Genomic DNA, 15,105 nt, shown 5'->3' with positions numbered 1-15,105 from the left:
CATGAGGGACGACCAGATTCACCAGGCCATAGCGGTCTTGACCGAGGCGGTCAAGGCCTGGGTGAGCCCGGCGGTGACCATAGTCGCCACGCAGGGGCGTGATCCTTACAAGGTGCTGATCTCCTGCATCTTGTCGCTGCGCACCCGTGATCAGACTACCGCTGAGGGTTCGGCCCGTCTCTTCGCCCTGGCGGATTCTCCAGAAAAGATGGTCCGGCTCGACGTGCCGAAGATCGAGGCCGCCATCTACCCCGTCGGTTTCTACCGCGTCAAGGCCGAGCAGATTCTCGAAATCTCGCGTTCCCTGTGCGAGCGCTACGACGGAGCGGTCCCGGACGACCTGGAGACGCTGTTGAAGTTCAAGGGGGTGGGGAGGAAGACCGCCAACCTGGTACTCACCCTCGGATTTGGCAAGCAAGGCATCTGTGTCGACATTCATGTGCATCGGATCTGCAACCGCTGGGGCTATGTGAAGACCAGCACGCCCGAACAGACCGAATTTGCCCTGAGAGAGAAGCTTCCGGTCGAGTACTGGATCATAATCAACGATCTTCTGGTAACTTTCGGGCAGAACCAGTGCACGCCGCTTTCGCCACGCTGCTCAACCTGCCCGTTATACCAGTTCTGCGACAGGGTTGGTATTGGCAAATCAAGATAAAACAGTGTTGCAGAAAGTTGCTCTTTGAGTATAATGGGGCCTTGAGATTTTTAAGATCAGCAATAATGCTATCCGCTGATGCCGAGCATCAGCCACTCTGGGGGGATTATGCTTAAGAAGATAGGTTTTGTCGGGCTGGGCACCGTCGGTGTTCACATGGCAGCCAACCTTGCCAAGTCGGACTACCAATTAACGGTGTTTGATCAGGATGCAAGCGCGATGGCTGAGCTTGCCAAACTCGGCGTCAAAGTCGGCGATTCTCCGATGGCGACTGCCAAGGGGCAGGACCTGGTCATCGTCATCGTGCCGGAGAGCAAGTATCTTGTCTTCGGTGAGAATGGCGTCCTCGAAGGGATCGACCCTGGCACCATCCTGGTCGACATGGGCACCCACTGCCTGGAGACCATCGAGCGTATGGCCGAGGAAGCGAAGAAGCGTCGCGTCATGTTCCTGGAGGCGCCGGTCTGGGGGAGCAAGGAGCACGCGGCCAATGGTCTACTCACCATCCTGGCCGGGGGCGACGAGGCTCTGCTCGGGCGCTGCCGCGAGCCGTTCTCCTATTTCGGCCTCAACATCATCCATATCGGCAAGATCGGCGATGCCACCCGCATGAAGCTGATCGTGAACCTGCTGCAGGCCGAGATGATGCAGTCTCTGTCCGAGGGGCTCGTCTTCGGCGAAAAGATGGGCTTCAAACCTGACAAGATACTCGAGGTGCTTGATTCCGGCGGGGTTGCCTCGCCGCTGTTCCACTCCAAGGGGCGCTCCATCGCGCGTGGCGACTTCAGCCGGAACCTCGCACTGAAGTACGTGGAGTCGCAGATGCGGCGCGTGCTGGAGATGGCCGAGACGCTGGGACTCGACCTCCCTGCCGCGAAAACCGTCTCTGCCATTTACGATCAGGCCGTGAAGGACGGCAGGGGCGAGGAGGATTTCTCCGCCATCGTGAAACTGCTGCGCAAATAACCGACCATCAACAAGGCCGTTCTAAAGGGGCACCCCAAAAGGGTGCCCCTTTTTTTGTCTCGCAGCCGTCGCAAAGGAGGGGCGGTTCGTAGAGGATGCCTGCATGGCAGAAGCGCTGTAGGGGCGAATAATCATTCGCCCCGCCTTTGCCCTTCTTCTTGTTCTCGGTGTCTCCGTCAGCACATCTTCAAGTGCCGGCGGCAATGAAAAAAAATTGAGTGTACAAAGCTATTTCCATTGAAGTAAAAATAGACATTCCATTTATAGAAACTTTAATATCAATTTTAACGCTTGTTAACCTCGTTGAAATGTCTGATGCACCTATTGACAAGCGCCACTATTACAATAGTTCAAAAATTACAAAGTATTGTATCAACCGTAACCTCGCTGCTACTTCAGCAGTAATAGGAGAATTATGGGGAACACGAGAAACAAGAAGCTAATGTTGTTGGGACTGTCTTTGAGCTTTCTGGCAGTGGCTGGGTACGGGTTCTATTCCTGGCAGCAATCACATGCGGACCGCAGCAGACAGATCAGCTACACTTCCTTCATCCAGAAGGTGACAGCCGGCAGCATATCCAGAGTCAGGATCGTCGGCGACGAGATCAGCGCTGAAGCCAAAAACGGCGACAAGTACAGCCTCTTTCTCCCGGCCGGAGCCTACCTGGGCGATCTGCTCATTGCCAAAAAGGTCGACTTCTCTTCCACACCTCCTTCCGGCGGCCCCAACTGGTTCGAGATCGGTTTCCTCGTCGCCATAGGAATCTTCCTGTTTACCTTCCTCAGGCGTTTTACCGGGATCGGTCGGAGCCGGGCCCGGATGGTCGACGGCTCGGAATCGACCACCCGCTTCAGCGATGTCGCCGGTACCGAGGAGGCCAAGGCGGAACTGCTGGACACCGTCGAGTTTCTCAAGGATCCTGAGAAGTTCTCAACCCTCGGAGGCAAGATGCCCACCGGCGTGCTCCTCGTTGGCCCTCCGGGCACAGGCAAAACGCTCATTGCCAGGGCAGTCGCGGGCGAAGCCGACGTTCCCTTCTTCTCCATTTCCGGCTCCGAATTCGTTGAAATGTACGTCGGCGTCGGCGCCTCCCGGGTCCGGGACCTCTTTGCACAGGCCAAGAAGGCGGCGCCCTGCATCGTCTTCATCGACGAGATCGACGCGGTCGGGCGCAAGCGCGACGCTGCCGCTGGAGGCGGTGCGAGCGACGAGCGCGACCAGACCCTGAACCAGTTGCTCGTCGAAATGGACGGCTTCGAGGTCAACTCCGGGATCGTGGTCCTGGCCGCCACCAACCGCCCCGAGATCCTCGATGCCGCGCTGCTCCGCTCCGGGCGCTTCGACCGCCAGGTCACCGTTGGCTCCCCCGACATCAGGGGGCGTGAGGCGATCCTCAAGGTGCACGCGAAGAACGTCCCGCTGCACGATGAGGTCGACCTGATGGTCATAGCCCGGGGTACCCCCGGCTTCTCCGGCGCAGACCTGGCCAACGTGGTGAACGAGGCTGCCATCCTCGCCGCCCGCTCCAACAAGGGCGCCGTGGAGATGATTGATTTCGACCTGGCCAAGGACAAGGTGCTGATGGGGGCGGAGAAGAAATCGATGGTGCTCTCGGAAAAGCTCAAGCTTTCCACGGCGTACCACGAGTCCGGTCACGTTCTGGTCGCGAAACTCGTCCCTGGGTGCGACCCGGTGCACAAGGTGACTATCATCCCGCGGGGGAGGGCGATGGGAGTAACGGTCCAGATCCCGGAAGACGACATCTACTGCTACACCAAGGAGATGTTGGTTGCCCACCTCAAGGTGCTCATGGGGGGACGCGCGGCCGAGGAACTTATCTACAACACCACCACCACCGGGGCCGGGAACGACCTGGCACGTGCCACCGACACCGCGCGCAAAATGGTAAGCGAGTGGGGCATGTCCCGCGCCTTCGGCCCCGTCGCGTTTGGCCACAACGAAAGTACGGACTCAGGCGGTAAGTCACAAAAAGGTTTCAGCGACGTAACCGCCCTCGAGATCGATAACGAGATCCGCTCCATCGTCACCGGCTGTTACTCCGACGTGGTGGCCTTGCTGAAGGAAAACATGGATGCCCTGGAACGGCTGACGCGGGAGCTCGTTGTCAAGGAAACCCTCGACTCTGCCGAGATCGACGCCATTCTTGGATTGGCTGTGCCCGTTGAGGAAACAGCCATGCAGGCTGCCGTCGCCGCATAGTCAAATTCCTCGGTAATCGTCGACATGAAAAGGCCCCTCTGCCACGTGGCAGAGGGGCCTTTCGATTCGCCGGGGCCCGACTATTCACCTAATAACTTAACTTGCAGACCGCATCCGTAAAATGCTATGTAGTAACCGGGCTGCGGCCCGTATGAACCGATAGGAGTACCCGATGACCAACAACGATGTTTTCCGCAGGCTGCGCTACGCCCTCAACCTCAACACCCAGGCAGTTGTCGAGGCCTTTCGGCTTGCGGACATGAAGATGGGGCAGGCGGACATCACCAGTTTGGTCAAAAAGGACGACGAGGAAGGCTTCCGCGAGTGCAGCGACGAGGTGCTGCAGGCTTTCCTGGATGGCCTGATCGCACTGAAGCGGGGCAAGCGGGAAGGGGGGGATGACAAGGCCACGCCGCCACCCGCACAGTTGGCTAACAACGACGTCCTCAAGAAGATCCGTATCGCCCTGTCTCTCAAGGAGGAGGAGATGCTGGCGATCTTCAAACTGGCCAAGTTCCCGGTTTCCAAGTCCGAGTTGAGCGCGGTGTTCCGTGCCAAGGGGCAGGACAATTACAAGCCTTGCGGAGACCAGATGCTGCGGAATTTTCTCAAGGGGCTGACCATGAAATACCGGGAAGGTGCCCAGAACTAAAGGCTGAAAGGAGGTTCGCTTGGACCGTCACGACGTCGAAGGGGCCGCTGCCGCGACCGAAGCTGCCGAAATAGACCCGGCCGAGATCGCCCGTGGTTTGGCGGTGGTGCGGAAGCGCCGGTGGTGCCTCTGGATTGTTCTCATCGTTTACCTCCCCACCATGTACGTTACCCAAAAGATTACCCATTCCTTCAACGGCTCCATGCCGGTTTTTTTCGTCTGGTTCGCCGTTCTGCTCGGCGCCATGTTCTATTCCGCTACCGCTCGTTGCCCGCGCTGCCGCAATTACTTTCACATGCACGGCATGGCTCTGCTTTACCTGCGCAAGTGTCTGCACTGCCAGCTTCCCCTCAACGCCGATAATCCGGAGAAGTGCTAGGGATTAAGGCCTTCCTTGCCCTGCGCAGTTTCGTTGTAGGCCCTCTTTGCCCTCTCCACCACTGACAGCTCCGCTTCCAGAGCATACAAAAGGCTGTCTCCGTTCACCTCGCTGCGGCGCATGAAGATCTCCATGTCCCTAACCCCTTTCTCGGTCATCTCCCGGGACAGGTATCCCTCGATCGCCAGGATGTCGAACTGGAATGATCGGTAGGCCCGTTGCACCTGTTGCGCCTGTTCGTCTATCGGTTCGAAGGCATCCCCCAACTCCATGCGCGGCATCCGGGCACTGCGGGAAAGCCGGGGGTAGCGACACTGTCCCGCCGATTGTTCCGCCTCGACGATGTATGCGTTCCCCATGTAGTGCATTCCGTTGGCATGCTGCACCAGCCTCATGCCCGCGTCGGTCATCGTGTTCACTTCCTCCCTGAAGGCGCGGTAGGCCCGTGGCAGGTCGGCTTGGTTCGCGAACCTCACGTCATCCAGCGCTTTGCGCGTGTCCCACGTTTTTTGCCGTGCGTACTGCAGGTCGTCCTGGACCGTCTGCAGTGGCGCGCTTTTCCCTTCCCGCCCCCCTGTCCACAACGACGTGCAACCCGCCGAGAAAGTCACTATGAGGGCTACTGCCAGCCAAGCGATAAAAGGACGTGAGTCTGATTGTCTCATGACAGCCTCCTGTTATGCTTTCGCGACTGGTTAATGATACTGATTGGAGTACTGCTGTCAACGCTAGCCGCAGCGGCAGCGCATCGCCGGCTGCGGCAAACGATCGTTTTTGATACAATGACGTAATCCGCTTTTAGCTAATGAGACGGGAGCTGTTTCATATCGAGCTGCGTTTGCCCCTTTCATTGGGAATCAGCAGCGTGGAGGAGATCATGAAAAGGTATCTTTTGGCATTGATGATGACGCTGGTGGCTCAAGGTGCCAGCGCCGGCGTGGTAGGGCAAAACGTCGAGTATCGCCAGGGGGACACGGTCCTGGAGGGGTACCTGGCTTATGACGACGCGATCAAAGGGACTCGTCCCGGTGTGCTCGTGATTCACGAGTGGACCGGCGTGACTGCATACGAGAAGATGCGGGCAGAGCAACTTGCCAGGCTGGGCTACGTCGCCTTCGCCGCGGACATCTACGGCAAAGGGGTGCGCCCGGTAGGACCGGAGCAGGCAGCCAAGGAGGCGGCGAAGTACCGGGGCAGCGACCGGAGCCTGATTCGTGCACGCGGTGCGGCAGGGCTGGCAAAGCTCGCCAGTTTCCCGCAGGTTGACCCCAAGCGGCTGGCGGTGATGGGGTATTGCTTCGGTGGAACGGCGGCGCTGGAACTGGCTAGAAGCGGTGCCGACCTCCTGGGGACGGTCAGCTTCCACGGTGGCCTCAGCACACCGAACCCTGCTGACGCCAGGAACATACGCGGCAAGGTGCTGGCCCTGCACGGGGCCGACGACCCGTACGTGAAACCGGATGAGGTGGCTGCCTTCCAGAAGGAAATGCGCGACGCGAAGGTCGACTGGCAGATGAACTACTATGGCGGCGCGGTGCACAGCTTCACCAATCCCAAGTCCGGCAACGACAACAGCAAGGGCGCGGCCTACAACGAGAAAGCCGATCGACGTTCTTTCGAGGCGATGAAGCTCTTCTTCAGCGAGATCTTCTAGCTTCCTTTTACCCTCGCCCCACACCTCACCCCCCTCCCTGCCCCCATCCGGGGAGGGGGGCGTCGGTGCCCTTACCTGCAACACGAACCGATCACTCGCTCCCACCTTATTGCGTGTACGACCTTCCCGAGCGCCTCGAGCTATTGGCGCAGGGACCGGGGTCGGTACTTCGAACTGCGTCAGAAGCTGCCAGGTTAGAGAGCTTGACTTGCCCCCGCGGGCGGCGTTATACCTGTGCAATTCCTTTTCCCGGAGCCTCCATGCCCGTTCGCTTCATTCACACCTCCGACATCCATCTCGGCAAGACCTACCGTGGCTCCGGCTGCGATGCCCAGCGCTACCAGGACTTCTTCGCCACCTTCGCCGCCATCGTGGCCGACGCCGTGCGCGAACAGGTGGACTTCGTGCTGATCGGCGGCGACCTGTTCCATACCGGCCAGATCCTCCCCAAGACCTTCGCCAAGACCATAGAGATCCTGCAACCGCTCAAGGATGCCGGCATCCCCTGCCTTGCCGTTGAGGGCAACCACGATTGGATCCACCGCCGCGACAGCGTTTCCTGGATGGAAGCGCTGTCGCAACTTGGGTACATCTCCCTGCTGCGTCCCTCAAGGAGTGCAGACGGCGGCTACCTCTTCGAGCCCTTCGATCCCGAGCAGGGGAGCGGCGGCCATGTCGAGGTCAAGGGGGTCAACATCTACGGCCTTGGCTACATCGGCTCGCAAGCGGGGAACCACGTGCCGCGCATCTGCGATGCGATCGGCACGAAGCGGAACATCCTGCTCTTCCACGTCGGGGTCTGGACCTACTCGCCGGTCGAAATCGGCAACATCAAGCCCGAGGAGGCTCAGCCCCTGGCGGCATGTTTCGATTACGTCGCCCTCGGCCACGGGCACAAGCCCTATATCGTCAACGATGCCGAAGGGCGCCCGTACGCCTTCAATCCCGGCTCACCGGACTGCGTCAATTTCGGCGAGGAGCGTTACGACAAGGGATATTACCTGGTTGCCCTGGAGCCGGACGGCACGGCCCGGCACGAATTCCGCCGCACCACCCCGCGTCCGATGCTGGTCGTCACCGCGAACCTGGACGGCGCCGGCAACGCCACCGACGCCCTGGAGCGGTTCAGAAACCAGATGGCGGAGAAGCTTGCCGGCTGCCGGGATGAGCGTGCGCCGCTCGTCGAGGTGCGTCTGGCCGGCAAGGTCGGCTTCCACCCCTTCGAGTTGAGCCGCGACCGCCTGCGCGCGTCGCTGTGCGAGGTCTGCGAGCCGCTGCACCTCGAGATCAAGAACCACCTCTCCCTGGTTTCCGGAGGGGGAGGGGAGGAGAAGGTCAAGAAGAGCCTCGCGGAGATCGAGCGGGACGTGCTGGGCGAACTGATCGGCGCCAACAGCCACTACCAGGGGCGCGTGGAGGAACTGACGCGGCTCAGCCTGGCGCTACGGGACCTGGTGCTCAAGGGAGACGCGGAAGGGGAAGAACTGCTGAGCCTGCTTTCCTCGGGAGGTGACCAGTGCGCATAGTCTCGGTCCATCTCAGGAACATCAAGTCGCACCGCGACAAGGAACTCGTCTTCTCACCAGGGATCAACGTCCTCTCCGGCGCGAACGGCTCCGGCAAGAGCACCATCTTCGAGGCCATCGGCTATGCCCTGTTCGGCGTCGACGCCAAGGACTTCGTCTCCAATGCGGAGCGCTTTCTCACCATCGGCGCCAAGCGCGGCGAAATCGGCGTGGTGTTCGAGCCGGCGCCGGGAGAGCTGTACCGGGTGACCCGCACCGTGGGAACCGCAGGGAAGTGGCTGCTGGCCAAGGAGATCGGCGGCGAGTTCGAGGTCGAGGAGCACGCCAACATGGAGGAGACCGAGGCCCGCATCGCGCAATTGCTCGGACTCTCAGCCGGGCGGCCGTTGTCGGAGCAGTTCAAGCTGGTGATCGGCCCCTTCCAGAACGACTTCCTGGGTCCTTTCGTGATCAAGCAGCCCGCGAAGCGCCAGGACGCCTTCGACGAGATCCTGGGAATCGACGCATGGCGCAAGACTCAGGACAAAACAAAGGTTTTGACCAGTACCATTAAGGCAAAGCTCGATGTGCTGCAGGCCGAGGTCGACACCAAGTCGGAGCAGGTTGCCGTCCTGCCGGCCAAGGAAGAGGAGCTCGCCGCTTTGCGGACGCAGGGCGAGACCAAGAAGGCCGAACTGGCGACGAAGACCATAGAACTTGAGCGTGCGAGCACCCTGCTCAACGCCCTGGAGTCGAAAAAGGAAGCGATCCAGTCGGTCCAGCAGGAAGTGCAGGGGCTGGAAGAGCGTGCCGAATCCGGGAAGAACTACGTCTCCAACCAGCAACTCCTGGTCGAACAATCCCGGCAGGCGGCGGAGCAGGTCGCTGCGGCGGCTGCGGGTAAGAAAGCGTACGACGCCGCCGAGGGCCGACTAAAGGAGCTGCGCGAGCAGGAACAACAAAAGCACCAACTGGAAAGAAAGCTTGCCGAACTGGAGAAGGAGCAGGGAAGCGTACAGGCGATGCTGGACGCGGAGAGCCGCGAACTCGAGCTCGCCAAATCGTCGATGGTCGAGGAGTGGAAACGCCTGCACGGCGACCAGGCATCGCTGGCGGCGGCACTGGCGGAGCTGAAAAAATCGGAGGCCGAGGCGGCACAGGGGCTGGAAGCGGCTGAACAGAGCCGGGTTTTCTTCCGCAAACTCCCCATGCACAGCATGGAGACCACGCTGCCATACCTTCACGTCGCCCTCAGCCGGATCGAGGAGATCGACAGGCAGATCCGGGAACGGGAGCAACTCCTGGCCGGAAGTGGGCCCTTGAAGGCAGAAGCGGGGCAGCTCGCCGCGCGCCAGGCCCGGCTGGAGCAGATACAGGCGCAACGTTCCGAGCTGGCAGGACGCAAGCATTCGCTGGTCGAGGGGCGTGAGAAGATCGGTGCAGGCGCCTGCCCCTTCTTCCTGGAGCCGTGTCAGAACCTCAATGGTGCCGATCCGGCCGGTATCTTTGACGCCCGCATCGCCGTTCTCGATAAAGAAATCGCGGGACTGGACTGCGAGGCGGCCGAACTGGCGGCACAAGTGAACAGCGCGCAGCAGGCCGTTCGCGAACTGGCAGGGATGGAACAGGTCAGCGTGGAGCTGGCCAAGGCGGGACGGGAGCGGGCCAAGCAGGAAGAGGAATTCAGCCGCAACTACGCCCAGATCGCCGCATCGGCACTTCGTGCACCGCTCGAAGAGTGGCTGGCAACTGCAGGTCTTGTAACCGTTTCGGTCGAGCTGCCCAGCGCCGAGCTCGACCTGGCTGCGGCTCCGCAGCAGCGCCGGGACGCGCTGTCCCAGGTGACCGATGCTTGGCAGCGCGTGATCGACGCGCTGGAGACGGCACTGGAGGACCGTGTGAAGCTGGCAAGCGAGCCGGTTCAGGAGTGTGCCCGCAAGCTTGCCGAACTCTCCGCACGGGCGGAGGCGCTGGAACAAAAACAGCGCGAACTTGACGGCGCACAGAAGAAGGCGACTCTGCGCGAGCATTCCGTGACGCTGCACAAAGGACGGCTCGCCGCGCTGTCGACCGAGATTGGAGCCCGCAAAAACGAGCTTGCAGCGTTCGCCGACGTGGAGCGCGGCATCGAGGACGCGGGGCAGGAGCTGGTTTCTTTCCAGCCGGCACGCGACAGCTACATAGCCAACCAGAAGTCGGCTGAGGAGTTGGACAAGCGTCAGGAAACCCTGGAGAAATTCCTGGCCCGCCTGCAGGAGATCGCCTCGGCCCTGGCTGCCAAGCAGGCCGAACTGGGTAAACTTGTGGCCGATTACCGTCCCGAGCAGCACGAGGCTGCGAAAAACAACCGCGAACAGCTCGTGATGACGGCTACCCGGCTCACGTCCGAGATCGGCGCGATCGGCGAAAGCGTGTCCCGGCTGGAGGGGGAAACGGCCGCTCTGCGAGCCGTTGCCGCCGAGATCGAGCAGAAGCTCGCCGCCATCGAAAAACTGAAGGAGCAGGCCGACCTGGTGAAGTTCCTGCGCAACCAGGTGTTCAAGAACGTCTCCGCCCAGCTTTCCGAGCGCTTCAGGGAAGAGATCAGCTTCCGCGCCGACCGCATCTACCGCAGCATCTGCGAGTCTGACGAGGAACTGCTCTGGGGAGACAACTACCAGATCGTGTTGAAGGACATGGCCGACGGCGCCATCAGGGAGCGCACCGACGACCAGCTCTCTGGCGGGCAGATGATGAGCGCCGTGGTTGCGCTGCGCCTGGCCCTGTTGCAGACCATCGGCGCGCGCATCGCCTTTTTCGACGAGCCCACCTCCAACCTCGACGCGGAGCGGCGCGAGAACCTTGCCAAGGCCTTCCGTGCCATCGACGTCGGCCAGGAGGAGGTCACCGAACACTGGTACGACCAGCTTTTCCTGGTGAGCCACGACGTGAGCTTCACCGAGATCACCGACCAGACCATACAGCTGGATTGAAATGTACCCCCCAGCGGACGGATCTGCTCGACTACTCCGCCCGCGCTGCCTGACATCTTCCCCCCTCCCGACCTCCCCCCTCCGGGGAGAGGAGGAACTTATCAACAAGGACTTCCGTTCATGACCAACAAGCACCTGGGAGCCTGGTTCATCGCCGCGTCGGCGGCGGGTTTCGCCACGCTCGGCATCCTCATAAAAAGCGCCTTCGCCGGCGGCGCCAACATCAGCACGGTACTGGCGGGGCGCTTCCTCCTGGCCGGGATCTTTCTCTTCGTCATCCTCCGCGTTCGCGGCATCAACTGCCGCCTGGACCGCAGGACCGCCGTCCAGCTCATCCTGATGGGTGCCATCGGCTACGGCGGCATGTCCGGGCTGTACGCCAACGCCATCCACTACCTCCCTGCATCGCTCACCGGGATGCTTCTTTACACCTATCCCGCCCTGGTGACCATCCTGGCTCTCATCGTCGGGGACGAACGCTTCAACGCGCCGAAGGGGATTGCGCTCGTGGTCTGCTCGGTTGGGCTGGTGTTGCTGCTGGGGGCGTCGTTCGAAGGGGCGCGACTTGCCGGGGTGCTCTCCGTCCTGGGGGCGGCAGTGATCTACAGCTGCTACATCATCATTGGCAACCGCATCCTCAAGAACATCGATCCCATGGTGACTTCGCTCTGGGTCTGCACCGCAGCCGGGTTGGCCTTCTTTCTTTACGGCCTCGTCAAGGGAGAACTGGTGTTCGACCTCACCCCAACGGGCTGGCTTTCCATCGTCGGGATCGCCGTCTTCCCGACCCTTTTCGGCGTCATGGGGTTCTTCGCCGGTCTGCGCCTGATCGGCGCCACCAACGCCTCCATCATCAGCATGTTGGAGCCGCTCATCACCGTGCTCCTGTCCGTCATCCTGCTTGGCGAGCGGGTCACCCCACTGCAGGGGTTCGGCGGTGCCGTGCTGCTCTTTGGCGGCCTCATCCTCCAACTGTGGGGGCACGAGGTGCGGCACGAGATGGTCACCGAAGTTTAAGAGTCCCTGGGCCTTCGTCCACTCTCCCTCTTCCCCGGGAGCGGGGTGGGGTGAGGGGGCTGCGTCAGGCAAGACATCCGGCTGGTGCCGCCCTCACCCGGCCTCCGGCCACCCCCTCCCGGGGGGAGAGGGGACACAGGGAAGCACTATCCCTCCCAATCGCCCGCTATCGTTGACTTTCCGACACCGATCTGCTAGAGACATAGGGGTTGTAGCTAACCCGGCTTAAAGGACGTCATGGAACAGTTCTTCATAAAGTTGTCCATCATGCTGGTCCCTGCGTTGATGGCAATTACCTGTCACGAGGTGTCCCACGGCTACGTCGCCGACAAGTTCGGCGACAACACGGCGAGGTCCCTGGGACGTCTGACCCTCAACCCGATCAAACATCTCGACATCCTCGGGACGTTGATGGTCTTCGTAGTCGGGATCGGCTGGGCCAAGCCGGTCCCGGTCAACTTCGGCAACCTCCGTCATCCCAAGAGGGACATGATCTGGGTCGCCGCCGCCGGCCCCATCACCAATTTCTGCCTGGCGACCTTCTCGGCCTTCGCCATGCGCGCCGTGATAGCCGGCACCCAGGGTGCCGCCGAGGGGACCATGGTGGCCGCGTTTGCGGACCCTATCACCCTGATGCTGGCGTTCTCGGTCTACATCAACCTGCTGCTCGGCGTGTTCAACCTGATCCCCGTTCCTCCTTTGGACGGGGGGCGGGTCGCCGTCGGGCTGCTGCCGTATGGACCTTCCATGGCGCTCGCCAAGGTGGAGCCGTTCGGCATGATCATCATCGTGGCCTTGGTGTTTTTCACCAATGCCTTCAGTTACGTCATTGCGCCCGCCCTCAACTTCGGAGTGCACCTCTTGGCCGGTCCTTACGCGAACCTGGTCTTCGGTGTCACCAAGCTCATGATGAAAGGGTAGGGGAGCAGAATCCAAAAAGGAGTTCGATTCTATGAGCAACAACCGTATCGTTAGCGGCATGAGACCTACCGGAAAGCTGCACCTGGGGCACTACCACGGGGTTCTGTCCAACTGGATGGAATTGCAGCGCAACTTCGAGTGCTTCTTCTTCGCCGCCGACTGGCACTCCTTGACCACCGAGTACGCCAGCACGGACGGTATCCAGGACAGCATCAACGAGATGGTGCTCGACTGGCTCGCTTTCGGAATCGACCCCGAGCAGAGCGTGATCTTCAAGCAGAGCCGGGTGCCGCAGCACGCTGAGCTGAACCTGATCCTCTCCATGATCACCCCGGTCTCCTGGCTGGAGCGCAACCCGACCTACAAGGAGATGCAGGAGAACCTCACCACCAAGGACCTCTCCACCTTCGGCTTCCTCGGTTACCCGGTGCTCATGGCCTCGGACATCATCGTGTACAAGGCGGCCCGCGTGCCGGTGGGGCAGGACCAGATCCCGCACCTCGAGATCACCCGCGAGATCGCGCGCCGCTTCAACTACCTCTACGGTGAGGTATTCCCGGAGCCGGCCGCGCTCCTGACCGAGACCCCCAAGGTGCTCGGCATCGACGGCCGCAAGATGAGCAAGAGCTACGGCAACGCTATATTCCTCTCCGACACCGCCGAGGAGACCAGGAAAAAGGTCATGTCCATGGTCACCGACACGCTGCGCCCCTTCAAGCGCGATCCGGGCGAGCCTGACCGCTGTGTAGCCTTCACCCTGCATTCCCTCTACGTCGACGCCGAAAAGCGTGCCGAGATCGTCGAGGGGTGCCGCGGAGCCCAGCTTGGCTGCGTAGACTGCAAGAAGATCCTGGCCCAGGCCATGGTGGACACCCTGGCGCCGTTCCGCGAGAAGCGCGTGGAACTGACCGAGAAGCCGGGCCTGGTGGAAGAGGTGCTCGCCGAAGGTAGCCGCAAGGCCGAAGTGGTCGCCAAGCAGACCATGGACGAAGCCAGAGCCGCACTTAAAGTCTAGAACCTTCACTCACCCGGCCTTCGGCCAGCCTCTCCCGTAGGGCGAGGGCTGTCCATCCCTTCTCCCTTTGGGGGGAGGTGCCCCGATTGGGCGGATGAGGGCGTTGACACCACGAGACGTAATTCGGTAGGAGTTTTTTTGTCACTCGAAGAGATGCAAAGCAACCTTTTCTCCGAGGCCCTGGAGCAGTCTTACCGGGTGCAGATCGAGGAGTTCGAGGGACCGTTGGACCTCCTGCTCCACCTCATCAAGAAGAACGAGGTGGACATCTACAACATCCCCATCGCTGCCATCACCAGGCAGTACCTCGACTATATGGAGATCATGAAGGAGCTGAACCTGGATATCGCCGGGGAGTTCCTCGTGATGGCGGCGACGCTGCTGCAGATCAAGTCGCGCATGCTCCTTCCGGTGACGCAGGAGGAGGACGGCGAGGCCGAGGTCGAGGACCCGCGTGCGGAGCTGGTGCGGCGCCTCCTGGAATACCAGCGCTACCGCGACGTCTCGCAGATGCTCAACTGCCGCAACCTCCTGGGGCGCGAGGTCTTCGCCCGCAAGTTCGATTCCCCAGAGCTGGGTGAGCTGGAACCGGTGGACGAGCCGGCCGACGTCGAGCTCTTCGAGCTGATCGAGGCCTTCCAGAAGGTGCTGGCCCGTGTCTCGGTCGACACCTTCCACGACGTGGTGGCCGACGGCATCTCCATCGCCGACCGCATCGGCGAGGTGCTCTCGGTCCTGCATGCCGAGAAGACGGTCTGCTTCGACGCGCTCTTCAACACCGGGATGACGCGGGACCTCCTGGTGGTCACCTTTCTCTCCATCCTGGAACTCTGCAAGCTGAAGCTGATCAAGGTGGTGCAGATGGAAAATCAGGGCTCCATCTGGCTCCACCTTGCTGCCAAGGAGGAAGGAGAGGGTGAGGCGGCGGATGAAGCAGGCGGAAACGCCGAGGCTGAGACTGAGACTGATGCTGAGGCTGAGGCTGAGGCTGAGGCTGAGGCTGAGGCTGAGGCTGAGGCTGAGGCTGAGGCTGAGGCTGAGGCTGAGGCTGAGGCTGAGGCTGAGGCTGAGGCTGAGGCTGGGCCGCAGAAGGACGACCTGTAGGGGCGAATGATCATTCGCCCGCTTTTGGTTTTTTAGGTTTA

Annotated in this window: 13 protein-coding genes; 12 read left to right on the top strand and 1 reads right to left on the bottom strand. The window is 61.3% G+C overall.

Annotated features, from left to right (window positions below; genetic code table 11):
- Nucleotide 1 precedes the first annotated feature (1 nt).
- The 5 genes from KOM00_RS10780 (at nt 2) to KOM00_RS10760 (ending at nt 4,876) form a co-directional block, all read left to right on the top strand.
- Nucleotides 2-658 carry an endonuclease III domain-containing protein gene (locus KOM00_RS10780; protein WP_216498921.1) on the top strand — a complete coding sequence of 219 codons (657 nt, stop codon included), beginning with the start codon at nt 2-4 and terminating at the stop codon, nt 656-658.
- 108 nt (nt 659-766) lie between these two features.
- Nucleotides 767-1,624: an NAD(P)-dependent oxidoreductase gene (locus tag KOM00_RS10775; RefSeq protein WP_216498920.1), complete on the top strand. Its 858-nt coding sequence runs from the start codon at nt 767-769 to the stop codon at nt 1,622-1,624.
- 415 nt (nt 1,625-2,039) lie between these two features.
- Nucleotides 2,040-3,845, top strand: coding sequence for an ATP-dependent zinc metalloprotease FtsH (ftsH, locus tag KOM00_RS10770; RefSeq protein ID WP_216498919.1), 1,806 nt, complete (start codon nt 2,040-2,042; stop codon nt 3,843-3,845).
- A 172-nt stretch (nt 3,846-4,017) separates the two neighbouring features.
- Nucleotides 4,018-4,497, top strand: a complete 480-nt coding sequence (locus KOM00_RS10765) for a YehS family protein (RefSeq protein WP_216498918.1) — start codon at nt 4,018-4,020, stop codon at nt 4,495-4,497.
- A gap of 19 nt (nt 4,498-4,516) precedes the next feature.
- Nucleotides 4,517-4,876 (top strand): hypothetical protein, encoded by a 360-nt coding sequence (locus KOM00_RS10760; protein WP_216498917.1) that lies wholly within the window; start codon nt 4,517-4,519, stop codon nt 4,874-4,876.
- Here the strand turns inward: KOM00_RS10760 and KOM00_RS10755 are convergent.
- Nucleotides 4,873-5,541 carry a hypothetical protein gene (locus tag KOM00_RS10755; protein WP_216498916.1) on the bottom strand — a complete coding sequence of 223 codons (669 nt, stop codon included), beginning with the start codon at nt 5,539-5,541 and terminating at the stop codon, nt 4,873-4,875. The two genes, KOM00_RS10760 and KOM00_RS10755, sit on opposite strands and share 4 nt — an antisense overlap.
- Before the next feature lie 212 nt (nt 5,542-5,753).
- Between KOM00_RS10755 and KOM00_RS10750 the strand changes: the two genes are divergently transcribed.
- From KOM00_RS10750 to KOM00_RS10720, 7 genes are all read left to right on the top strand, one after another.
- Entirely contained in the window at nt 5,754-6,530 is a 777-nt protein-coding gene (locus KOM00_RS10750) for a dienelactone hydrolase family protein (RefSeq protein ID WP_216498915.1), read from the top strand.
- A 260-nt stretch (nt 6,531-6,790) separates the two neighbouring features.
- Nucleotides 6,791-8,056, top strand: coding sequence for a metallophosphoesterase family protein (locus KOM00_RS10745; RefSeq protein WP_216498914.1), 1,266 nt, complete (start codon nt 6,791-6,793; stop codon nt 8,054-8,056).
- Nucleotides 8,047-11,007 (top strand): AAA family ATPase, encoded by a 2,961-nt coding sequence (locus KOM00_RS10740; RefSeq protein WP_216498913.1) that lies wholly within the window; start codon nt 8,047-8,049, stop codon nt 11,005-11,007. Before KOM00_RS10745 ends, KOM00_RS10740 begins: the two co-directional genes overlap by 10 nt.
- Nucleotides 11,008-11,127: 120 nt before the next feature.
- Nucleotides 11,128-12,024 (top strand): DMT family transporter, encoded by an 897-nt coding sequence (locus KOM00_RS10735; RefSeq protein ID WP_216498912.1) that lies wholly within the window; start codon nt 11,128-11,130, stop codon nt 12,022-12,024.
- Nucleotides 12,025-12,261: 237 nt separating this feature from the next.
- Nucleotides 12,262-12,945, top strand: a complete 684-nt coding sequence (locus KOM00_RS10730; protein ID WP_216498911.1) for a site-2 protease family protein — start codon at nt 12,262-12,264, stop codon at nt 12,943-12,945.
- Between the two features lie 31 nt (nt 12,946-12,976).
- On the top strand, nt 12,977-13,960 hold the full coding sequence (gene trpS, locus KOM00_RS10725) for a tryptophan--tRNA ligase (RefSeq protein ID WP_216498910.1): 984 nt from the start codon (nt 12,977-12,979) through the stop codon (nt 13,958-13,960).
- A 138-nt stretch (nt 13,961-14,098) separates the two neighbouring features.
- Nucleotides 14,099-15,064: a segregation and condensation protein A gene (locus KOM00_RS10720; RefSeq protein WP_236026887.1), complete on the top strand. Its 966-nt coding sequence runs from the start codon at nt 14,099-14,101 to the stop codon at nt 15,062-15,064.
- Nucleotides 15,065-15,105 lie beyond the last annotated feature (41 nt).

Origin of the sequence: Geomonas diazotrophica (assembly GCF_018919385.1) — a bacterium.
GTDB lineage: Bacteria > Desulfobacterota > Desulfuromonadia > Geobacterales > Geobacteraceae > Geomonas > Geomonas diazotrophica.
This window is presented reverse-complemented; position numbering and strand designations above follow the sequence as displayed.

Bases quoted from the DNA above. Each gene is read 5' to 3' on its own strand.
- KOM00_RS10780 (WP_216498921.1), top strand. From the start codon at position 2: ATGAGGGACGACCAGATTCACCAGGCCATAGCGGTCTTGACCGAGGCG.
- KOM00_RS10775 (WP_216498920.1), top strand. From the start codon at position 767: ATGCTTAAGAAGATAGGTTTTGTCGGGCTGGGCACCGTCGGTGTTCAC.
- ftsH (WP_216498919.1), top strand. From the start codon at position 2,040: ATGGGGAACACGAGAAACAAGAAGCTAATGTTGTTGGGACTGTCTTTG.
- KOM00_RS10765 (WP_216498918.1), top strand. From the start codon at position 4,018: ATGACCAACAACGATGTTTTCCGCAGGCTGCGCTACGCCCTCAACCTC.
- KOM00_RS10755 (WP_216498916.1), bottom strand. From the start codon at position 5,541: ATGAGACAATCAGACTCACGTCCTTTTATCGCTTGGCTGGCAGTAGCC.
- KOM00_RS10750 (WP_216498915.1), top strand. From the start codon at position 5,754: ATGAAAAGGTATCTTTTGGCATTGATGATGACGCTGGTGGCTCAAGGT.
- KOM00_RS10745 (WP_216498914.1), top strand. From the start codon at position 6,791: ATGCCCGTTCGCTTCATTCACACCTCCGACATCCATCTCGGCAAGACC.
- KOM00_RS10735 (WP_216498912.1), top strand. From the start codon at position 11,128: ATGACCAACAAGCACCTGGGAGCCTGGTTCATCGCCGCGTCGGCGGCG.
- KOM00_RS10730 (WP_216498911.1), top strand. From the start codon at position 12,262: ATGGAACAGTTCTTCATAAAGTTGTCCATCATGCTGGTCCCTGCGTTG.
- trpS (WP_216498910.1), top strand. From the start codon at position 12,977: ATGAGCAACAACCGTATCGTTAGCGGCATGAGACCTACCGGAAAGCTG.